Annotated in this window: 18 protein-coding genes; 11 read left to right on the forward strand and 7 right to left on the reverse strand. The window is 59.4% G+C overall.

Going from position 1 to position 20,500, the window contains the following annotated elements; all coding sequences use genetic code 11:
• Positions 1–31: 31 nt before the first annotated feature.
• Positions 32–1,270, forward strand: coding sequence for an MgtC/SapB family protein (locus AC1DHT_RS19415; RefSeq protein ID WP_427539773.1), 1,239 nt, complete (start codon positions 32–34; stop codon positions 1,268–1,270).
• Positions 1,271–1,408: 138 nt separating this feature from the next.
• A complete protein-coding gene (locus AC1DHT_RS19420) occupies positions 1,409–2,329 on the forward strand; it encodes a universal stress protein (RefSeq protein ID WP_427539776.1) in 921 nt (306 codons plus the stop codon).
• A gap of 52 nt (positions 2,330–2,381) precedes the next feature.
• Here AC1DHT_RS19420 and AC1DHT_RS19425 read toward each other — a convergent pair whose 3' ends face one another.
• Entirely contained in the window at positions 2,382–2,945 is a 564-nt protein-coding gene (locus AC1DHT_RS19425; protein ID WP_427539778.1) for a GNAT family N-acetyltransferase, read from the reverse strand.
• Between the two features lie 226 nt (positions 2,946–3,171).
• On the opposite strand from AC1DHT_RS19425, the gene AC1DHT_RS19430 reads away from it, so the two are divergent.
• On the forward strand, positions 3,172–4,092 hold the full coding sequence (locus tag AC1DHT_RS19430; RefSeq protein ID WP_427539781.1) for a universal stress protein: 921 nt from the start codon (positions 3,172–3,174) through the stop codon (positions 4,090–4,092).
• Here AC1DHT_RS19430 and AC1DHT_RS19435 read toward each other — a convergent pair.
• The gene (locus AC1DHT_RS19435) at positions 4,082–5,065 is read right to left on the reverse strand and encodes a zinc-dependent alcohol dehydrogenase family protein (RefSeq protein WP_427539784.1); all 984 of its coding nucleotides are present in this window, start codon (positions 5,063–5,065) and stop codon (positions 4,082–4,084) included. The genes AC1DHT_RS19430 and AC1DHT_RS19435 overlap by 11 nt on opposite strands.
• A gap of 33 nt (positions 5,066–5,098) precedes the next feature.
• On the reverse strand, positions 5,099–5,851 hold the full coding sequence (gene fnr / locus AC1DHT_RS19440; RefSeq protein ID WP_427539787.1) for a fumarate/nitrate reduction transcriptional regulator Fnr: 753 nt from the start codon (positions 5,849–5,851) through the stop codon (positions 5,099–5,101).
• A gap of 388 nt (positions 5,852–6,239) precedes the next feature.
• On the opposite strand from fnr, the gene AC1DHT_RS19445 reads away from it, so the two are divergent.
• The gene (locus tag AC1DHT_RS19445) at positions 6,240–8,615 is read left to right on the forward strand and encodes a phosphoketolase family protein (RefSeq protein ID WP_427539790.1); all 2,376 of its coding nucleotides are present in this window, start codon (positions 6,240–6,242) and stop codon (positions 8,613–8,615) included.
• Positions 8,616–8,705: 90 nt separating this feature from the next.
• The gene (locus tag AC1DHT_RS19450; protein WP_427539793.1) at positions 8,706–9,587 is read left to right on the forward strand and encodes a universal stress protein; all 882 of its coding nucleotides are present in this window, start codon (positions 8,706–8,708) and stop codon (positions 9,585–9,587) included.
• A gap of 32 nt (positions 9,588–9,619) precedes the next feature.
• Here the strand turns inward: AC1DHT_RS19450 and AC1DHT_RS19455 are convergent, their stop codons facing one another.
• The 3 genes from AC1DHT_RS19455 to AC1DHT_RS19465 form a co-directional block, all read right to left on the reverse strand.
• Positions 9,620–10,045, reverse strand: coding sequence for a potassium channel family protein (locus AC1DHT_RS19455; protein WP_427539796.1), 426 nt, complete (start codon positions 10,043–10,045; stop codon positions 9,620–9,622).
• Positions 10,042–11,865: an ATP-dependent zinc metalloprotease FtsH gene (ftsH, locus tag AC1DHT_RS19460; RefSeq protein WP_427539799.1), complete on the reverse strand. Its 1,824-nt coding sequence runs from the start codon at positions 11,863–11,865 to the stop codon at positions 10,042–10,044. The genes AC1DHT_RS19455 and ftsH overlap by 4 nt, the downstream gene beginning before the upstream one ends.
• Before the next feature lie 163 nt (positions 11,866–12,028).
• Entirely contained in the window at positions 12,029–12,676 is a 648-nt protein-coding gene (locus AC1DHT_RS19465) for a BON domain-containing protein (RefSeq protein WP_427539802.1), read from the reverse strand.
• Positions 12,677–12,978: 302 nt separating this feature from the next.
• Between AC1DHT_RS19465 and AC1DHT_RS19470 the strand changes: the two genes are divergently transcribed.
• The 6 genes from AC1DHT_RS19470 (at position 12,979) to AC1DHT_RS19495 (ending at position 19,683) form a co-directional block, all read left to right on the forward strand.
• Positions 12,979–13,890, forward strand: a complete 912-nt coding sequence (locus AC1DHT_RS19470) for a universal stress protein (protein ID WP_427539805.1) — start codon at positions 12,979–12,981, stop codon at positions 13,888–13,890.
• Between the two features lie 74 nt (positions 13,891–13,964).
• Positions 13,965–14,684, forward strand: coding sequence for an ABC transporter ATP-binding protein (locus AC1DHT_RS19475; RefSeq protein WP_427539808.1), 720 nt, complete (start codon positions 13,965–13,967; stop codon positions 14,682–14,684).
• Entirely contained in the window at positions 14,681–15,568 is an 888-nt protein-coding gene (locus AC1DHT_RS19480) for an efflux RND transporter periplasmic adaptor subunit (protein ID WP_427539811.1), read from the forward strand. The genes AC1DHT_RS19475 and AC1DHT_RS19480 overlap by 4 nt, the downstream gene beginning before the upstream one ends.
• A gap of 65 nt (positions 15,569–15,633) precedes the next feature.
• Positions 15,634–17,061, forward strand: a complete 1,428-nt coding sequence (locus AC1DHT_RS19485; protein WP_427539814.1) for an efflux transporter outer membrane subunit — start codon at positions 15,634–15,636, stop codon at positions 17,059–17,061.
• The gene (locus AC1DHT_RS19490; protein WP_427539817.1) at positions 17,058–18,200 is read left to right on the forward strand and encodes an ABC transporter permease; all 1,143 of its coding nucleotides are present in this window, start codon (positions 17,058–17,060) and stop codon (positions 18,198–18,200) included. Before AC1DHT_RS19485 ends, AC1DHT_RS19490 begins: the two co-directional genes overlap by 4 nt.
• Before the next feature lie 106 nt (positions 18,201–18,306).
• Entirely contained in the window at positions 18,307–19,683 is a 1,377-nt protein-coding gene (locus AC1DHT_RS19495; protein ID WP_427539820.1) for an MBL fold metallo-hydrolase RNA specificity domain-containing protein, read from the forward strand.
• Between the two features lie 128 nt (positions 19,684–19,811).
• Here the strand turns inward: AC1DHT_RS19495 and AC1DHT_RS19500 are convergent, their stop codons facing one another.
• On the reverse strand, positions 19,812–20,309 hold the full coding sequence (locus AC1DHT_RS19500; RefSeq protein WP_477761435.1) for a BCAM0308 family protein: 498 nt from the start codon (positions 20,307–20,309) through the stop codon (positions 19,812–19,814).
• Positions 20,310–20,500: the final 191 nt, after the last annotated feature.

Here is a 20,500-nt window from a genome sequence, read left to right on the forward strand (position 1 = left end):
AGGTCAGGGGGGATGACCGGGTGCGTATCCAATGAGTGAAACCTTCGGCCTGACCAATGCAGCCGCTGCGCTGGGGATCGGCATGCTGGTCGGTCTTGAGCGCGAGCGCCATAAGGGCGGGGGCGATAGCCGTGCCTGTGCCGGGTTGCGGACATTCGCGATCACCGCGCTATTGGGCTATATCTCCCCGCAGGTGGGCGGCGGTCTGCTGGTGGGGATCATCGCGATCTGTGTGGCGCTGCTGCTCACCGTGGCTTATTGGCGAAACCTTGAAGAAGATCCTGGCATTACCAGTGAAGTGGCCTTGCTCACGGTGTTGGTCCTGGGGGCGTTGTGTGGCACCGCGCCAGAGCTGGCCATTGCGATTGGCGTGGTGATGGCGGGGTTGCTGACTTATCGTCAGCGGTTGCATCACTTCGCGCACAATCAGTTGACCGACGCGGAAATTCGCGACGGCCTGGTGCTGTTGATCGCCGCACTGGTGGTGCTGCCACTGGCGCCGGATCGCTTTATCGGGCCCTATGCTGCAATCAATTTGCGCACCATTTGCACCTTGACCGTGCTGTTGATGGCGATAGGGGCGGTGGGGCATATCGCGGTTCGCACCCTGGGCACCCGCTACGGGTATCCGATCAGTGCGATCGCTTCGGGGTTCGTTTCCGGCACGGTGACCATTGCGGCCATGGGGCATATCAGTGCCAAGGAGCCGGCGCACATCAAAGTCCTGAGCGCCGCTGCGATGCTGTCCAATCTGGCGACCGTCATTCAGGTGGGCCTGATCCTGGGAACGGTCGATCCCGGCCTGTTGCGCAGCATGTGGGGGCCGTTGCTATCTGGACTCTTCGTCACGGGGTTGTATGGCGTTTGCTTGATGTTTCCAAGATCGACGGGGGACGGCAACGAGCCGATCAAGGTTGGTGGTGCGTTCAATCTCAGGCTGGCCTTGATCGTGACACTGGCCATGACCGGCATTACCTTCCTGTCTTCTGCAATGCTGAGTCACTTTGGCCAGGTGGGGGTGATGCTGACGACGGCCCTCAGCGGTTTTGCCGATGCCCACTCGTCAACGGCATCCATTGCCTCTCTGGCGAAGGCCGGTCAGCTCCCCTACGACGCGATTGCCGGCCCTGTGCTGATCGCGGTGAGCAGCAACTCGCTGAGCAAATGTGTGGTGGCGTGGGTCAGCGGCGGTCGGCGGTTCGCCGGCTATGTCATTCCGGGTCAGGTATTGATGACGGCGGCGATGTGGGCGGGCACCTTGCTGCACTGAAGCGTTCGATGCAGGTCGTATCAATCGAGGCCCTGCAAAGAGCGCATGGAGCTGATAAAGATCAAGTCGCCTGCACCCGGAACGTTCAATCTAAAGTCTCACTGACTGCATTGAAATGGCCGAGCGCCGAGGTGACTTATGTCGCAGACTCAACGTTTATTGCTGATTGCCCCCTCCGCGATGACCCGTACTCCGGCGTTCGAGCGCGCTACGGCGCTGGCTCTGGCGACGCAATTGCCCTTGCATATCGTGGCGTTCGATTACAGCGAAGCCTTGGCGGTGGCCGGTCTGTTCGCCCCCGAGCAAATCCGGCAAGCCCGTGATGGCTACCTGGAAAACCACCGACAATGGCTTGAGCAGCAAGCCGGGTTGGCGAAGAAGCACGGGGTCGAGGTCACCAGTGAGGTGGTCTGGGTCCAGCACCTCTATGAAGAGATCCTTCATTTCGTCAACGAGATGCCTTTGGCCCTGATCATCAAGGATGCTCAGGAGGAGTCCGCGTTAAAGCGGATCTTCTTTACTCCGCTGGACTGGCGGTTGCTGCGCGATTGCCCGGTGCCGGTGCATCTGGTCACCAATGCCAGCCACCCACGGCCGCACAAGATTCTGGCAATTGTCGATGTGTTGCGCAGTGAAGACCAGGACCTGGTGTTCAACGATAAGATTGTCGACGCGGCAGTGAAGCTGGCCGAACAGTGCAACGCCGAGCTTGATTTGGTCCATGTGTATGACTGGGCGGCGGTGTACGCCTCGGACATGGGCGTTGGTGCATTGCCCCTCGCCACCGGCATCTACGAAGCGTTGGGCGAGGCGCAAAATGAGGCATTTGCGGCCCTGGCCGAGCGCCACGGCGTACCGGCCGATCGTCGCCACTTCATTGAAGGCGCGCCCTTGCAGGGCATCTGCGAGTTTGCGACTGATCATCAGATCGATGTCATCGTCATGGGAACGGTGCACCATAAGGGTTTGAACAAACTCTTGGGCAGCACCGCCGAACATCTCTTGCAGCGGGCACCGTGCAGTGTGCTGGCGATCAAGCCGGGCGAGTCGCTGCAGTAGTGTTGAATCGCCCCTTGGCGCGCCAGTGTCTGGTGCTCCAAGGGGCGTTTTTTTACAGCATGAGGCGGTGAATGACCTGGCGGGCATCGTCAGGATCGTTATGGACTTCAAATCCCAGGGCTTTTGCCAAATCGCGCATGGGGGCATTACTTGAGGCATCAACGGAATACATCTGATGAAAACCGTTCTTGCGGGCTGCCCTGATCAGATGCTCCATCAACAGCGTGCCCAGCCCCAGGTGCTGCCATTCATCGGCAACGGTGATCGCGCATTCGCATTCATGTTCGGCGGTGGCGGCATAGCGACTGACGCCGATTTCGATCAGTTTGCCGTCTTCGTGGACCAATGCGATGTAGGCCATACGTTGCTTGCCGTCGATGTCCATCAACTGATCGAGCATGGCTTTATCGGGTTCGTTGATTTGCGCCAGAAAGCGCATATGACGGGATTCCGGTGACAGGTGCTTGATGAACGCGTATTCGCGCTCGCGGTCTTTTTCCGTCAATGGCCGGATCAGTACATGCCGACCGTCCCTGAGCGCTTCAATCCAGTATTTCCCGCTGACGGCGGCATAGACGGCCGCCGCCCGTTCATTGTGGTCTTTGACGGTAAGCATGGTGTGATCCTCCGTTGGGCGTAAAAAGCTCGCGTGTGGCATGAGTTCACGCGTGTTGTTGTACTTTTTACGCCGCTGACGGCACTTGAATCTGATCTGGATCAGACACTCGGCATAGGCGTCCTCAAACGTTCGGGTTTGATGTAAATCAACCCCTCTCAGGGGCTAATGAGTGCAGTCTAGGAGCATGCCGGCGGGATCGACCGGCGCAGAGCCGAGGTGTGTGATGGGTCAATATCAACGTTTACTGCTGATCGCCGACCGAACCCTGCATCAATCTCCAGCCTTGCTGCGTGCGGTCGCCCTGGCCAAGGCGAGTGGGGCGGTCTTGCACGTGTGTGCCTTTGTCGAACCGGTGCCGATCGTTCATTTGTGGGATGAAAAAGTCGATGAGGCGGCATTTCACAGCTACCTGCGTCGCTATCGCCGCTGGATGTCGGAGGAAATCCAGCGACTGAGCGGTGAGGGGCTGAAAGTCTCGGTGGAAGTGGTCTTCACCACCCATCCGCTGCTGGATATCCTGAAACATGTCGAGGAGTTCAAGCCTGACCTGGTGATCAAGGACGCCACGCTGGAGCCGGTGCTCAAACGGGTATTCATCACGCCACTCGATTGTCACCTGCTGCGCGAATGCCCGGTGTCTGTGCACCTGGTCAACCAGGCCCGTTACAGTTTGCCTCACCGGATCGTGGCGGCGGTTGACCCCTTCGACCCGCAAACCCAGATCAGTGGCCTCAACGACACCATCATTCAAACCGCGAACGCCCTGGCCCTGCAGTGCGATGCGCCGCTGCATTTGCTGTACGCCTACGACCTGTCACCCGCGTTCAATGGCGATGCACCGTTGGTCAACGGCGGCTGGAGCATGGATTACATGGAGGAGCTGCGTGAATCCCTGCACCTGGCATTCGTGACCCTGGCCGATCGCTACGGTATACCGCCCGAACGTCGGCACTTTGTCATGGGCCAACCGGTTCGGGCATTGACCGAGTTTGTCGAAGAGTACCTGGCCGACGTGGTGGTGATGGGCACCGTGCACCGGGTCGGGCTGGATCGGTTGATTGGCAGCACCACCGAACGGGCGCTCTACTCGGTGCCTGGCAGCATTCTGGCGGTCCGCTCACCCGGTTTTGCGGTCAGGGGGTAAGCACGATGGCGCCTTTGACCTGACCGCTCCTCAACTGGGCGAGCGCCTGATTGGCATCGTCCAGTGCAAAACAGGTGACATCGCTGTGCACGGGCGTATGGCGGATCTCCTGGAAAAACGCCGTGCCGTCTTCGCGCGTCAGGTTGGCCACCGAACGTACGCTGCGCTCACCCCAGAGCAGACGATAGGGAAACGCAGGGATGTCGCTCATGTGGATGCCGGCGCATATCACACAGCCACCCTTGACGGTGGCCTCCAGCGCCAACGGCACCAGCGCACCCACGGGGGCGAAGATCAGGCTGGCGTCGAGCAGGTGCGGCGGTTTCTGGTCCGAGGGGCCAGCCCAGGCGGCACCCAATGTTCGGGCATACGCCTGGCCCTCGTTGTCGCCCGGTCGGGTGAAGGCATACACCCGTTGACCTCGCCCCAGCGCCACCTGGATTGCCAGGTGCGCGGCGGCACCGAACCCGTAGAGGCCCAGATGGCGTGCGTTTTTTGCCATTTGCAGCGCCCGAAAGCCGATCAGCCCGGCGCACAGCAACGGTGCGGCTTCGGTGGCCGAGAGCGTGTCCGGAAGGCGAAAGCAGAAGCGCGCGTCGGCCACGGTGTAGTCGGCATAACCGCCGTCCAGATTACAACCGGTGAACTGCGCCTGATCGCAGAGGTTCTCCCGGCCCGAGCGGCAGAACGCACACTGGCCGCAGGTCGATCCAAGCCAGGGAACGCCGACTCGCTGGCCGATCCAGTCGGGTGCAACGTCAGCCCCCACCGCGGTCACTTCCCCGACAATTTCATGCCCCGGCACTCGCGGCAGTGTCGCTTGTGGCAGCTCGCCATCGACCAGGTGCAGGTCGGTGCGGCATACGCCACAGGCCAGGACTTTGATTAACAGTTGCTGAGCATCAGGTGTCGGGATAACGCGTTCTTCCCGTTGCAGTGGCTGGCCAGGAGTCTGTAGCACCATGGCGCGCATGACGATTCTCCGGAATCAACGGCATTCAGGCTGTCAAACTGGCGCGTCCCGATGGCAGCCGGTGACCAGATGCTTGAGCCTGTCCATGTCGAGGATGGTGACGTTACGCCCGGAAATCTCGACCAGTGACTGATCCCGCAGGTGGGCAATGCCCCGGCAGATGGTTTCCAGGCGCAGCCCCAGGTAGGAGCCGATCTCTTCGCGACGCATCTTCAGTACGAACTCCCTGGACGAATAACCGCGCAGGCTAAGCCGCTGCGACAGGTTCAGCAGAAAGGCCGCCAGACGTTCGTCGGAGTTCATCTTGCCCATCAGCATCAGCATGTCGTGATCGCGCACGATTTCGCGGCTCAGGAGTTTGTTCAGATTGTGCTGCAGCGTAGGCAGCTCCCGGGAAAGCTTCTCCAGCTGGGCGAAATGGATGGGACACACTTCGCTGTCCTCAAGAGCGAAAGCATTGCAGGTGTGCTGCTCTTCACTGATAGCGTCCAGGCCGAGCATCTCGCCGGGTATTTGAAAACCGGTAACTTGCTCGCGACCGTCGAGAGACAACACTGTGGTCTTGAATGAACCGATACGCACTGCGTAAAGCGAGCGCAATGAATCGCCCGTGCGATACAACGCCGCCCCTTTTTTAACTTTTACGCGCTGGATGATCAGGGTATCCAGTCGCTCTACTTCCTGGTCGGTCAGGCCAATCGGCAGGCACAGCTCCAGCACGCTGCAGTTGGCACAGGCAGCCTTGAGGTAATGCGCGTGAAGGGGGCGGAGGTCATACGGCGGCATTATGCGTCCCTCTATTGGTGTATGAAGCATAGGCGCTGAGAGCCGGGTCAAACCCGTAATGCGTAAACCGAGGGCGGTTGTACGACGAACGGGGGCAGTGCCCCAGCAGAAAATGCCAGTCAATCAGGCGCAATCCATGTGGGAGCGAGCCTGCTCGCGATAGCGGTGGGTCAGTCAACATTGATGTTGAATGTTATGCCGTCATCGCGAGCAGGCTCGCTCCCACAGGTTTGCGCTTAACTGACTGGCATTCCTCTCCAGAGGAGGCGCGTTTGATGTAAATCAAGTCTTGAACCTCCCAGACTCCCAGAATCGACAAATGCCCTGTTCGCAGCGCGGGCCTGTCATCGATGGCCGGCGCTGCTCTTTGTCGAGAGCGGAGAGCTTCATGAGTGATTTTCTGAGTGCCGATCAGCTGGAAGGTCTCGACGCCTATTGGCGAGCGTCCAATTACCTGGCAGTGGGGCAGATCTACCTCAAGGACAACCCGCTGATCAGCGTGCCCCTGACGCTGGAACATGTAAAACCGCGTTTACTGGGGCATTGGGGAACAACGCCGGGGCTGAATCTGATCTATGTGCACCTCAACCGCCTGATCACCTGCTACGACCTGAACATGATCTTCGTCACCGGCCCCGGGCATGGTGGGCCGGCGATCGTGGCGCAGACCTATCTGGAAGGGACTTACACCGAGTTCAATCCTTCAGTGGAGCAGAACCGTAACGGCCTGGTCCGGCTCTTTCGGCAGTTTTCCTGGCCTTATGGGCTTTCCAGCCATGTTTCGGCGCAGATTCCCGGGTCGATCCATGAAGGCGGCGAACTGGGCTATTCCCTGGCCCATGCTTACGGCGCGGCGTTCGATAACCCGGACCTGATCGTGGCGTGCGTGATCGGCGACGGTGAGGCTGAAACGGGAACGCTGGCGGCCAGCTGGCATTCCAATAAATTCCTTAATCCGGTGCGTGACGGGGCAGTCCTGCCGATTCTGCACCTCAATGGCTACAAGATCGCCAACCCCTCGGTACTCTCCAGAATCAGCGAAGATGAACTGTCGGCCCTGATGTATGGCTACGGTTACGATCCGTATTTTGTCGAGGGTGATGAACCTGAGCAGGTTCATCAGGCGTTGGCCAGAACCCTGGACACGATGCTGTTGAAAATCCGCGAGATCCAGCGTGTTGCGCGCAAATACCCGCAGCCCCCGGTGCCGGAGCGCCCCCTTTGGCCGATGCTGGTGCTGCGTACGCCAAAGGGCTGGACAGGCCCCAAATTCGTCGATGGTCGGCGTATTGAAGGCACGTGTCGTGCGCATCAGGTGCCGCTGGCGGATTTCGGCCAGCCGACTCATCTGCGGCAACTGGAGGAGTGGCTCAGCAGCTATCGTCCGGATGAGCTGTTTGACGTCAATGGCGCCTTGTTACCCGAAATTGCTGCACTGGCGCCGACGGGGCACCGGCGAATGAGCGCCAATCCTCACGCCAATGGTGGCCTGCTGCTGCGACCGCTGGATCTGCCGCGTTTCACCGAATACGCCGTGAAACTTCCTGCGCCGGGCTGCCTGCGCGCAGAAGCGACCCGGGTGCTGGGGGCGTTTCTGCGCGATGTGATGAAAAACAATCTGACCTCAGGCAATTTTCGGTTGTTCGGCCCGGATGAAACCGCCTCGAACCGACTGGATGCGGTCTACGACGTCAGCGCGAAGGCGTGGATGGGCAATCTGGAGCCCGAGGATATCGACCTGGCGGCCGAAGGCCGGGTGATGGAGATTCTGAGTGAACAAGTGTGCGAGGGGTGGCTGGAAGGCTATTTATTGACGGGCCGGCATGGACTGTTTTCCTGTTACGAGGCCTTCATTCACATCGTCGATTCGATGTTCAATCAGCACGCCAAATGGCTGAAAACCGCCGCCGAGGTGCCTTGGCGCAAACCCGTAGCCTCGCTCAATTACTTGCTCACCTCGCATGTCTGGCGTCAGGACCATAACGGTTTTTCCCATCAGGACCCGGGCTTCATCGATCTGGTCGCGAACAAGAAGTCCGATGTGGTCCGGATCTACCTGCCAGCCGACGCCAATTGCCTGCTGTCGGTTGCCGACCACTGCCTGAGAAGTCGCAACTACATCAACATCATCGTTGCCGGCAAACAACCGGAGTGGCAGTGGCTGGATATCGGTTCGGCCATCCGTCATTGCCTGTGCGGCATCGGTCGATGGGACTGGGCCTGCCAGAACGATCAAGACCCGGACGTGGTCATGGCCTGCGCGGGAGACGTCCCGACCCTGGAAACGCTGGCCGCCGTGACCTTGCTCCGCGAGTACGTGCCGGATTTGCGCGTCAGGGTGATCAACGTCGTCGATCTGATGGTGCTGCAACCGTCATTTCAGCATCCCCATGGTTTGTCGGACTCGGCGTTCGATGAGCTGTTCACCGTCGATAGACCCGTGATCTTTGCTTTCCACGGGTACCCGGCACTGATTCACCGGCTGATTTACAAACGCAGCAATCATGAAAACTTCCACGTGCGCGGCTTCAAGGAGGAGGGGGCGACCACGACACCGTTCGATATGGCGGTCATCAATAACCTGGACCGTTATCAGCTGGCGCTGGATGTGATCGAGCGGGTTCCGCGCCTGCACGACCAGATCGAAACTGCCCGGGCGCGTTACTGGGCAACGATGGAGAAACACAAGCTTTACCTCATCGAACACGGGCAGGACTTGCCCGAAGTGATGAACTGGCAATGGACGCCTGCGGCCGGCAGTTGAGGAGCCCCGATCGATGCCGACATCCATCCAGCATGAGCGCAGAGGCAAGAAGCCGTTCGCGTCCAGGCCTGAACGTTCTGGAGCCAGACCATGAGCCAGTATCAACGGTTGCTGCTGATCATCAATCCGACCCTGCGTCACTCCCCGGCCATCCACCAGGCCAGCGCTCTGGCCAAGGCCTGTGGTGCCACTCTGCATATTCTCGGGCTGACCAAACCGGTCAGGCTTTTTTCTCTGCTTGAACCGCCGGCACGGGACGAGACGCGCACGCATTACCTGCAGGAGCAGAGCCGATGGTTGAAGAATGAAGTGCACGCACTACGCGCCAAAGGGCTTGATGTGACCAGCGAAGTGAGATGGAGCGATGATGCCCGTCTGGAGATCCTGGACTATGTGATGCAACTGCGTCCCGACCTGTTGCTCAAGGAGATTCAGCATGAGCCGCTGCTCAAGCGTGCTTTTGTCACGCCCATGGATTGGTACTTGCTGCGCGAATGCCCGGTGCCGGTTTATCTGCTGAGTCCGTGCAGTCATACCTTGCCGCGCAAGGTGGTCGCGGCGGTGGATCCCGAGCCGCAGGGCAGCAAGCTGAACGAGCGGATCCTGCAGCAGGCCAATAGCCTGGCGTTGCAATGTGATGCCCAATTGTCTCTGCTGCACGTCTGCCCTATGTCCTCCGACTATCTGGACGATGCAGATGGAGATGAGCCGGTGCTGTCGAAGCTCAGGAAAGATCTGCGCCAGGCACTGGAAAAATCCTTTGTCACACTGGCTCACGACTTCGGGGTGCCTGTTGAATGTCGGCACTTTATCTTCGGCGATCCGGTGTCGGCGCTGGCCGGATTCGTCAACGATAACCAGACTGACGTGATCGTCATGGGCAGGGGCCGGCACCATGGCCTGCAATGGTTGATTGGCAGCACCACCGAACATGTTCTTTATCAAGTGCCTTGCAGCATCCTGGCGGTTTAGGTCCCGTGGAAGCGGTCGTCCACCGGCGACCGCTATTTGCTCTTCCAGTATTTCTGCATTTCGAGAAACAGAAAGGACGCCGTCCAGGTGATGAGCACCAGGCCGGTCAGTGCCTGCAAGCCTGTCAGGTACTTGAGTTTGCCCATGGGCGAGATATCGCCAAAACCGATGGTGGTAAAGGTGGTGAAGGAGAAATACACGCAATCCATGAACGAGCCGTCAAAGTTGCCATTCAGGCTGCCCCAGTCGCCGGAGCGCGCCATCAGGTAATAGGCCAGCGCAAAGCACCAGACTTCTGTTGCATGGGCCAGCATCGCGCCAAATACCCCGACGACGATTCTGAATCGACTCCAGGCCCGGAGCCGGGGAAGCCAGTCGTTCAGGCGTGACAGGCATTCGTAGTGGATCACCACGGCAACGATGACCACCAGCGTATTGATCAGCGTGACCTCAATCATGGCGAGCCATCGGGGGCGGCCTTGAGCGGTAGCAGCGGCGCAAACTCCTCTGGCGTCAGCGTTTCCTTTTCCAGCAACAAATGAGCGCCGGCATCCAGGTCGGCCCGACGACTGTCGAGCAGCACCTTGGCACGGTTATAGGCTTCTTCGAGCAGGGCGCGGATGCCCAGGTCGATTTCCCGCGCGGTTTGCTCCGAATAGTCTTTCTGGCCCAGTCCGGCCATGTGTTCGCCCAAATAAGTCGGGGTTTGCCGTTCGAGTACCGATTGACCGAGTTCGGCACTCATGCCGAAGCGGGTGATCAACTGCCGGGCGATGTCGGTCGCCCGGGTCAGGTCATCGGCGGCACCTGTGGAAATCTGGCCATAGACGATGAACTCGGCGGCCCGACCGGCCATCAGTACGGCGATGCGATCCTTGAGCATCTGGCAACTGATCAGGAAGTGATCCTCGGTCGGGCGCTGCAAGGTATAGCCCAGCGAGCCAATGGAGCGGGGGATGATCGACACCTTGTGAACCGGGTCCATCCCCGGCAACGTGCCAGCGGCCAGGGCATGGCCCATTTCGTGATAGGCCACCACCAGGCGTTCGTCAGGCAGTAACAGGCTGCTCTTGCGTTCGACCCCGGCGACGATGCGTTCCACCGCGACCGTGAAGTCGTCGAGGGTGACGGTTTCGCCTCCCCGGCGGGTGGCCACGATCGCGGCTTCGTTGATCAGGTTCGCCAAGTCTGCACCGGTGAAGCCCGTGGTGATTTCGGCGATACGTTCGGAGTCGATGTCGGGCGCTACGGTGATTTTTTTCAGATGGACCTTGAGGATCGCCTGTCGGCCTTTTCGATCGGGGCGGTCGATCACCAGTTGACGGTCGAAGCGGCCGGCCCGCAGCAGCGCCGGGTCGAGGACCTCGGGTCGATTGGTCGCTGCCAGCAGGACCACACCTTCGCGCGGGTCGAAACCGTCCAGTTCGGCCAGCAGTTGGTTGAGGGTCTGTTCTTTTTCGTCGTTGCCGCCAAACGCACCGATACCGCGCATTTTGCCCAGGGCGTCGAGTTCGTCGATGAAAATGATGCACGGTGCAGCCTGCCGTGCCTGCTCGAACAGGTCGCGCACTCGAGCGGCGCCGACACCGACGAACATTTCGACGAATTCGGACCCGGAAATCGAAAAAAACGGCACCCCGGCTTCACCGGCGATCGCCTTGGCCACCAGGGTCTTGCCGGTGCCCGGTGGGCCGACCAGCAGGGTGCCCTTGGGAATATGCGCGCCCAGGCGTGCGTATCTGGCCTTGTCCTTCAGGAACGAGACGATTTCCACCAGCTCGGCCTTGGCTTCATCGATGCCCGCGACATCGGCGAACGTCACCCCGGTATCGCGTTCGACAAAGACCTTGGCCCGCGATTTGCCGACGTTCATCAGCCCGCCAAGGCCCTGTTTTTCGGCCATGCCGCGGAACAGGAAATGCCAGAGCACCATGATCATGGCAAAGGGCAGCAACCAGCCCAGCAGCGCGTTAAGCAGGGTGTTTTCGCTGATGCCGGAAAAGCCGACGCCTGACTGGGCCAGTTCCGTCGCCAGCGTAGGGTCGACCCGCACGGTGGTGAACAGATCGTGGCCATCGATGGGCTCTTGCAGCTTGCCGCTGATCTGCTCCTTGTCGACCCGCAACTCGCTGACCTTGTGCTCGCCCAACAGTTGCAGGAACTGACTGTAAGGGATGCTCTGCACCGAATGGCGGTCAACAAAAAACAGCTGGGCGAGTGCAAGGACCAGAAAGGTGATCGCGAAGTAGGAAAGGTTCCACTGGTGATTCTTTTTCATGGCCTTGGCTCAGGGAAAAAAGGCGGGCTGGCCCGATGCGTGACGGTTCGATTGCCGAACGCCGAGGCTCAAGCTCGTTGGGCATCTGAATACGATTCTAGACGCCATCAGCCCGAACGCCGGGGTTTACGCCGGACGTCGAGCTGATATTCCCTGTTTGACATCAGGCAATCAGCAGGTGATCTTCCACCGCCCTCACGCCTGGTACGGACCAGGCAGCGCGGGTAGCGATCTGGCGTTCACGCCACAGATGGACCCGGCCTTCAAGTTTCACGACATCACCGTCTACCTTGACGTGAATACCCTTGGCATCCACTTCGGCATTGCGCTTGAGGGCTTCTTCGATGCGGTGCTGGATATCGGCCACTTCCACCCGAGGATAAAGGGTGAGCCGATTGTCCACGCCCACCACCCCGGACAACTTGCGCACCGCACGTTCGACGGTTTCTTTCTGGTACTGCCAGTCCACCTTGCCTTCCAGCGTTACCCAGCCCTTTTGTACGATGACCTTGACGGTGTCTATGGGGACATCAGAACTCCAGGCAATGATCTTCAATGCGCGGGTCGCGATGGTGTCATCTGCCGTGCCCTCCCCGGGATCCAGCCTGACCTGTATTTCTTCGGCCAGCGCGCGTACCCCCTTGATGCGTTTTACCGCCTGTTCAGCAGCGATTTTCTGGGCATAGGTCCGGACATGGCCGGAGAGCGTGACGACGCCCTTGTCCACAGCGACGCCGATATTGGCGGCATCGATATCCGGCTGGAACTCAAGCTCATCCAGAATGGTTTGGCGCAGACTCAAGTCGTTCATGACGGTGTCCTCTGTGGTCGATTTGGCGCGAGCATCGGACGGCATATGCCCGATCACTGGGTATGTTTTTACGCCTGGCGGCTGAGCATTTATTGAGCTGAATCAACAATGCTTCTTTCAGCAGCGGTGCTTGGGCGCACAACGACTTTTTGTGATTTTTATCAACCCCGGCCAGCACCTGCCCACTCACTATCGACATTAATCAGAGAGGGTGTTCGTCGATTCGTTTGCTGATGGAAAGCCGGCACAGGAGTGCTGCTCATCAGGTTCGACTGACCAAGCATCTGCCGACGAGGTGTGTGATGTTCGAAATTCGCCGTTTACTGCTGATCGCTCCGAGCGAAATGTCCCGTACCCCCGCGTTTGATCGGGCGGAGTCCCTGGCAAGGGCGACAGGCGCGATGCTGCACATCGTGGCATTCGATTACGTCGAAGCGCTGGCGGTCGCTGGCCTGTTTGACCATCAGGCCATGGCGCAGGCGCGCGAGGGATATTTGCAGGTGCACCGTCACTGGCTAGAGCAGCAGGCCCGGTTTGGGCAATGCAAAGGCCTGCACGTGACCACTGAAGTGGTCTGGGCCAAACCGGGTATCGAGGAGGTGCTTGAGTACGTGAACGACTTCGGGGCAGACATCGTGATCAAGGATGTACAGCACGTATCGGCATTTCAACGGGTTTTCTACAAGCCTCTGGACTGGCTGTTACTGCGCGACTGTCCGGCCCCCTTGCACCTGGTCACCGATGCCAGAAACCCGTTGCCCTTGAAAATACTGGCGGCTGTCGACCTTTCCCATCTTGAAGAGCTGACGCAGGGGCTCAATGACCAGATCCTCGATATTGCTTCGAAGCTGGCCTTGTCCTGTGGCGCGAAGTTGCACCTGCTCAATGTCAGCGGCTGGATTGTGAACGGCGACTCCGGCGTGAACCTGCAATACCTGACCATGCGGGAAAGCTTGAGGGACGCGGTCAGCGATACCCAGATTGAAGCCTTCGATACGCTCGCCGAACGCTATGAGATTCCAGAGGCGAAACGGCATCTGTTGACCGGTGTTCCGCACAAGATGATCGAGCGTTTCGCGGCAAGTAATGAATTCGACATGATTGTGATGGGCACCGTGCACTATCGGGGCGTGAACGTATTTCTCGGCAGTACCGCCGAGAACACCCTGAACCGGGCTCCCTGCAGTCTGATGATCGTCAAGCCGCCGTATTGATGGCGTATCGTGGTGGCGGTATTCGATAACTGCCAGTGCTCAGGGGCATCGGCCGATCGGGAGCAGAAACGCTCATGAGTTCGGATCAAACGGGTTCTGCCGATCATCCGGCGATTGATTCGAGCGGCCTGACCAAATGGTTCGGGGAAGGGGACGTACGAATGAAGGCTGTCGATCAGGTCTCACTGGTCGCACAGTTCGGTGAAATGGTGTTCATCGTCGGCCCGTCAGGAAGCGGCAAGACCACGTTGCTGAGCATGATCTCCGGCATTCTGCGGCCGGATGCCGGTACGGTGAAGATCAATGGCAATGACATCTGGAGCCTGAGCACCGATCAACTGGCAGAGTTACGCCTCAATAACATCGGCTTCGTGTTTCAGGACTACCATCTTTTTGCACGGCTGACCGCTGCCGAGAATGTCGCGATTCCCCTGATCCTCAAGCATCGTGACTGGGATGACGCCATAACGCAGGCGAAGCAGAGCCTGGAAGTGGTCGGCCTCAAGGATCGCGGCGACATTCTGCCGGTCAAGCTGTCCGGCGGCGAACAACAGCGGGTGGCGATTGCCCGGGCGATCATCGGCAGCCCGCAGCTATTGATTCTCGACGAGCCCACCGCATCCCTCGACGGTGACACCGGGAAAATGATCATTGCCTTCGTGAAGTCGAATATTCTCAACCAGCAGCGTTGCATTCTGATCGTCACTCACGACGCGCGAATCAATGAGTACGCCGACCGCATCATTCATATGGAAGATGGCCGCATCAGCGAACCTGACCGGACCTCGCCATGAAGAACCGGGTGCTGTTTGTGCTGGCAGTCATCGGTGTATTGGCCGGGGTGACCGCCGCCTACCTGCTCGGACGCACGCCCCGTCCATTGCCGCCAGCCTTCGCCCCGGCGAGCAGCACTTATGACACCGCGATTTATGCGAACGGGATTATCGAAAGCGAGCAGCCCGGCGGTTCCAACATCGTGATTTACCCGCAGGTTTCCGGGCCGATCACTCAAGTGCTGGTGCAAGAAGGGCAGGCTGTCACCCGTGGTACGCCCCTGGTGACCATCGATGACGCCGTGCCCAGGGCAAACTTCGAATTGGCGCAAGCCAGTCTGAAAACCGCTCAGGACCAATACACCAAGCGCCTGGCGTCCTACGGGATTGATCCCAAGTCCATCAGCAAGGACACGCTGGACACCGCAAAGAATACCGCGGCCCAGGCACAGGCAGCGCTCAAGGCGGCGAATGCCACGCTTGCGCAATATGCGATCAAGGCCCCGGTGGATGGCGTGGTCCTGGCCATCAATACCACCGTGGGCAGTTATGTGTCGCCGCAGGGCGCCTATGACCCGTATATCCAGCAATTCAGCCCGTTGGCGGTGATGAGCGCTGAACAGACCTATCTGGCGGTACGCTGCTATGTGGACGAGATCCTGATTGCCCGCTTGCCGACGCCCGAACATATCCGTGCACAGATGTTGATCCATGGCTCGGATATCAAGGTGCCGCTGGAGTTCGTCCGCGTGCAGCCGTATGTGTCGCCGAAAATCCAGTTGTCCAATCAGCGTCAGGAGAAAGTCGACCTCAGGGTGTTGCCGGTGGTTTTCCGGTTCGAGAAAAAAGACCTCCCGAGGGTGTATCCGGGGCAGTTGGTGGATGTCTTCATAGGACAGAAATGATGTGCCAGTCCCGCGTCCATCGACCCCTGCGATTGCATGCCCGGGTGCTCCCCGCGATTATTCTGATGGCGATGAGCGCTTGCACCGTAGGCCCGGACTTTTCGCGTCCGCCTACGCCGTCGCAGAGCGGCTACACCCGCAATCCGGCGACGACGACCGTCGCGGCGCAGGGCCAGGCGCAGCATTTTTTGCCGGGGGCTGAAGTGGCGCCCGACTGGTGGCGGCTGTTCAAGTCCGGCTCTCTGGATGCGGTGGTTCGCCAGGCGGCTGCCAACAACCAGACCTTGCAGGCTGCCGAGGCCAGCCTGCGGCAAAGCCAGGACACGCTCATGGCCGGTCATGGGGTTTTCTATCCGCATCTGGACCTTCACGCCGGCGCGACCCGCGAACGCAATGCTCCGCTCCAGCAAGGGCTGACGACGGGAGGGACAATCTTCAACGTGGTGACCCTGAGTGGCACGATCAGTTACACCCTCGATGTGTTTGGCGGACAGCGTCGAACGGTGGAAGGCCTGCAAGCCGAGGTCGACCGTCAAGCCTGGCTGACCCATGCGGCTTACCTCACCCTGACCGCCAATGTCGTGAATACCGCCATCGCCCGTGCCGGCTATATCGCGCAAAGGCGCGCCACCGAGCAGTTGATTGCGCTGCAAAAACAACAGCTTCGGACCACCGAGGTCCAGGTGCGCAGCGGCACGGCGCCTTATTCGGCGGTCCTCAGTTTGCGCAGCCTGATTGCCAGCAATGAGGCCTTGTTACCGGCGCTGGAGCAGAAAATCAGCCAGGCCGAGCATTTGCTGGCCACCCTCGAAGGCGTCGCACCCACCGATGTCAGTCTCCCCAATATCGAGCTGACAGGTCTTTCGCTGCCCACCGATTTGCCGGTCAGCCTGCCCTCGAGGCTAGTCCGGCAGCGGCCGGATATCTTGTCCGCAGAAGCGCAGCTGCACCGGGCCAGTGCCAACATCGGGGTGGCCACGGCGGCGATGTTTCCCAGTTTCAATCTGACCGGGACCTATGGGACGGCCGGGTCGAACCTGGGGTCGTTGTTTGCGAGTGCCGGGCGGTTCTGGAGTGTTGGCCCCTCCATCGATGTCCCGCTGTTCCAGGGCGGTAGCCTGTGGTTTGGCCGTAAAGCGGCGATCGATGCCTATGAGCAGGCGGCAGCGAATTATCGGCAAACCGTGCTCGAGTCTTTCGCGCAAGTGGCCGATGCCCTGAAGGCCCTGGAGTTCGATGCACAGGCCCTGCAAAAACAGACCGAGGCACAGGCTACCGCTGAAGAAGCACTGCGTTTGCTGCAAGCCAACTACCGATCGGGCCTGGTGACCTATCTGGATCTGCTGGCGGCCGATGTGCAGTTGCATCAAGTCAACATCGCCTATCTGCAAGCACTTGCCCAGCGCCATCAGGACACTGTCGGGCTGTTCGTCGCGCTGGGTGGCGGCTGGTGGAACACTCCGCCCCCTGCGGGCAGCAGGCAGACACCATGAAATACTCGGGCATCCTGCGGATCGGCTTCAAGCTGCTGGTCAATGACAAGGCCAAGTTTTCGGCATTGCTGGTAGGGATTACGTTCTCGGTGTTCCTGATGTTGCAGATGACCGCACTGTTTGCCGGCATCCTCAATCGCGCCCACTCGACGGTGACCAATATCGGCGCGGCGATGTGGATCATGGACCCGGCCGTGAACACCCCGACCATTGTCATTCCTCTGCCAGACTATTTGCTCGATGCCGTACGCAGCATGGAGCAGGTGCGCTACGCGGTGCCTGTATTCATTGGYGGCGCCCAGGTCAGGTTGGCCAGTGGCACCTATCAGGCGGTCAGTGTGATAGGTCTCGACGACACCAGCCTGTTCGGTCGCCCTGAGCTTGAAGAGGGTTCTATCGAGGACATTTACGCGGAAAACGCATTCATCATGGTCCACGATGCCGAATTTTCGAAACTGGAGAATCCGCGGATTGGCACCTCCTTCGAGCTCAATGACCACCGTGGGACCATCGTCGCCATCGCCAAGGTACTGACCAGCGGATTGACTGGCATACCGACGCTCTACACCACTTACCGACGCGCCATCGAATACATCCCGACCACCCGCTTCACGGTGTCTTACATTCTGCTGGAACCCAGGAACAAGGCCGCAGAGGCCGGGATCAAGCAGCAGGTTGCGCAGTTGGGCTATGTCGCCTTGACCCGGGGAGAGTTCAACCAGCGGATTACCGATTTCTATATCTATCAGACCGGGGTCGGCACCAACATACTGACGATGACGGTGATCAGTTTCCTGGTCGGGTTATCCATCTCCGGTCAGACGTTCTACACCTTCATTCTGGAAAACCTCGACAAGTTCGCAGCCCTCAAGGCTATTGGCGCCAAGGGCCGCGAACTGATCTACATGATCCTCTTCATGGCCATGTTCACCTGTTTGACGGGGTACGGGCTGGGGGTCGGGCTGGTCACGTTGATGATCTTCACGGTGCGCACCTATCTGCCCAATTACGCAGCGATGATTACGTTCTGGAACCTGGGGCTGGCGTTTGGCCTGGTGCTGTTGATCGCCGGGGTTTCCAGTTACGTGGGCATACGCAAGGTGCTGAAAATCGAGCCATTCGACATTTTCAGGGGCTGAGCCTCGATAAGACGGAGTCAGCCCGGCTGCTGTTGATAAATATCAAGTGCCGGAAGACGTAAAGGGAGGATCAATAGCGTACCCATCAGTGTTCAAGGAGACGGGCATGCGAATGACATTTCTCGGTGCGGCTGGCACGGTGACGGGCAGCAAGTACCTGCTGGAACATAACGACAAACATGTGTTGATCGATTGCGGCTTGTTCCAGGGCTACAAACAACTGCGCCTGCACAACTGGGACCCTTTCCAACTGCCGGTCCGGGATCTGGAAGCCATCGTTCTGACCCATGCTCACCTGGATCACAGCGGCTATCTGCCCGTGTTGGTGCGCAACGGTTATCGCGGCCCGGTCTATGCCACGGCGGCGACCTGCGAGCTGGTCAAGATACTGCTGCTCGACAGTGGCCGCTTGCAGGAAGAGGAGGCTGAATACGCCAACCGCCATGGCTTCTCCAAACATGATCCGGCCTTGCCGCTGTACACCGAACAGGACGCGCACAGGGCCCTGAAGCTGTTGCGGCCAGTGGAGTTGCATCATCCGATCGACATCGCTCCGGGGATCAGCATCCAGTTGCGCGGTGCCGGGCACATCCTTGGAGCGGCCACCGTGGAAGTGCGTGCCGAAGGCATTAGCCTGGTATTTTCCGGGGACTTGGGGCGGCCGAATGATCCGTTGATGTTCGCCCCGGAAACCATCGAACAGGCGGACTATCTGTTGGTGGAGTCGACCTACGGCGACCGTCATCACCCCGCGGAGCCTCCGGAGGAACAACTGGCCGACGTTATCAACCGCACGGCATTGCGCCACGGCATTACTTTGGTGCCCTCGTTTGCGGTCGGGCGTGCGCAATTGCTGATGTATCACCTCTATCGCCTGAAACAGAAGAAGGCGATCCCCGACCTGCCGATCTACCTCAACAGCCCCATGGCCACCGATGTCACTCGCTTGTACCAGCGTTTTCGCAGTGAGCACCGGCTGTCGCTGGAGGAATGCGAAGGCATGTGCCATGCCGCGCACTTCGTGCGTTCGGTCAGAGACTCCATGGACCTTGACCTACAGCGCACCCCCGCGGTGATTATCGCTGCCAGCGGCATGGCCACCGGCGGGCGGGTGCTTCATCACCTCAAGGCGCTGGCGCCCAACCCGCTCAATACGCTGCTGGTTCCCGGTTTCCAGGCCGGGGGAACTCGCGGTGCGCAGATCATCGCCGGTGCCCCATCGGTGCGGATTCATGGCAAGGACGTGCCGATTCGGGCCGAAGTGGTGCCCATGGGGACCTTGTCCGCGCATGCCGACGGGGATGAAATCATGCAGTGGCTGAGGGGCTTCAAGCGGCCACCGAAACACACCTACGTCGTGCACGGAGAACCCAATGCATCGGATGTGCTGCGCCGGCGCATCAGCCTGGAGCTGGGGTGGTCGGTCTCGGTGCCTGAGTACCGTGACTGCGTTGAGTTGACCGGCGTTCCGGTCCCGGCCTGAAATCCTGATGACCGAAAGTCCCTTGCCGGTGTGGCGGCGAGGGGCCTTCGGCCAACAGCTGACGGGTGTTCTGGGTGCGCAACCCTTGTTGCTGGTTGTTCTGACCGTTGTCATCAACCGGTTTTTCTTTACTCGTCACGTGTCCAGCTGACGCTCAACTGGTATTGGTCATCGTCGTAATGGTAATTCGCGTGGCCTTTGAAAGCGCCTGTCAATGCATGACCCAGGCGGTTGGCGAGATGGACGCCGGTGGTGGTCACGATCAGAGCACCCTCGGAGTCGGTCAGCTTGATGAGGCGCTCAAGGGCATGATCGGCTTTTTCCTGCCGCTCGGTGTTTTCAATCAGATTGACGATTTCTTTTCGATGCTTGAGCAAGAAGCTGCCGGACAGCGTTAGCGTACCCGCCGGCCTGTTGTCATCGATGCGCCGACAGGCCGGGCAGGTCACCGTTTCGGCATCAGCGATCACCGTGTTTTCAGGCTGCTTCCAGGTCCAGTTACCGGCCTGATAAATCGCATCGCACTTCGAACAGATGGCCGAGCCTGCGACTCGCTGCAATAAATAGGGGTCATGGRCAGGTGTCTTGAACAGTTGGTTTTTTTGACTGAGCTGATGTTTGTCCATGACCTGTTCCTCGCAAATGAGAAGGATAAAAACTGCACCCCCAGCTCTGTTTTCAGATCGATTTTTACCGATAGTGCCCGCTGACAGAACCGTGGAATTCACGGGTTCATTTGGCCGCGACTGGTTGTTGTACAGGTTGATTTTTGTCAACTGAGGGCCATTGGCTGACGGCCAATCATCTGGAGTCGGTG

This window comes from Pseudomonas sp. 05N432 (assembly GCF_056396945.1).

What these genes read in the sequence shown, in the direction of transcription:
- AC1DHT_RS19415 (WP_427539773.1), top strand. Translation starts at nt 32, where the DNA reads ATGAGTGAAACCTTCGGCCTGACCAATGCAGCCGCTGCGCTGGGGATC.
- AC1DHT_RS19420 (WP_427539776.1), top strand. Translation starts at nt 1,409, where the DNA reads ATGTCGCAGACTCAACGTTTATTGCTGATTGCCCCCTCCGCGATGACC.
- AC1DHT_RS19425 (WP_427539778.1), bottom strand. Translation starts at nt 2,945, where the DNA reads ATGCTTACCGTCAAAGACCACAATGAACGGGCGGCGGCCGTCTATGCC.
- AC1DHT_RS19430 (WP_427539781.1), top strand. Translation starts at nt 3,172, where the DNA reads ATGGGTCAATATCAACGTTTACTGCTGATCGCCGACCGAACCCTGCAT.
- AC1DHT_RS19435 (WP_427539784.1), bottom strand. Translation starts at nt 5,065, where the DNA reads ATGCGCGCCATGGTGCTACAGACTCCTGGCCAGCCACTGCAACGGGAA.
- fnr (WP_427539787.1), bottom strand. Translation starts at nt 5,851, where the DNA reads ATGCCGCCGTATGACCTCCGCCCCCTTCACGCGCATTACCTCAAGGCT.
- AC1DHT_RS19445 (WP_427539790.1), top strand. Translation starts at nt 6,240, where the DNA reads ATGAGTGATTTTCTGAGTGCCGATCAGCTGGAAGGTCTCGACGCCTAT.
- AC1DHT_RS19450 (WP_427539793.1), top strand. Translation starts at nt 8,706, where the DNA reads ATGAGCCAGTATCAACGGTTGCTGCTGATCATCAATCCGACCCTGCGT.
- AC1DHT_RS19455 (WP_427539796.1), bottom strand. Translation starts at nt 10,045, where the DNA reads ATGATTGAGGTCACGCTGATCAATACGCTGGTGGTCATCGTTGCCGTG.
- ftsH (WP_427539799.1), bottom strand. Translation starts at nt 11,865, where the DNA reads ATGAAAAAGAATCACCAGTGGAACCTTTCCTACTTCGCGATCACCTTT.
- AC1DHT_RS19465 (WP_427539802.1), bottom strand. Translation starts at nt 12,676, where the DNA reads ATGAACGACTTGAGTCTGCGCCAAACCATTCTGGATGAGCTTGAGTTC.
- AC1DHT_RS19470 (WP_427539805.1), top strand. Translation starts at nt 12,979, where the DNA reads ATGTTCGAAATTCGCCGTTTACTGCTGATCGCTCCGAGCGAAATGTCC.
- AC1DHT_RS19475 (WP_427539808.1), top strand. Translation starts at nt 13,965, where the DNA reads ATGAGTTCGGATCAAACGGGTTCTGCCGATCATCCGGCGATTGATTCG.
- AC1DHT_RS19480 (WP_427539811.1), top strand. Translation starts at nt 14,681, where the DNA reads ATGAAGAACCGGGTGCTGTTTGTGCTGGCAGTCATCGGTGTATTGGCC.
- AC1DHT_RS19485 (WP_427539814.1), top strand. Translation starts at nt 15,634, where the DNA reads ATGGCGATGAGCGCTTGCACCGTAGGCCCGGACTTTTCGCGTCCGCCT.
- AC1DHT_RS19495 (WP_427539820.1), top strand. Translation starts at nt 18,307, where the DNA reads ATGCGAATGACATTTCTCGGTGCGGCTGGCACGGTGACGGGCAGCAAG.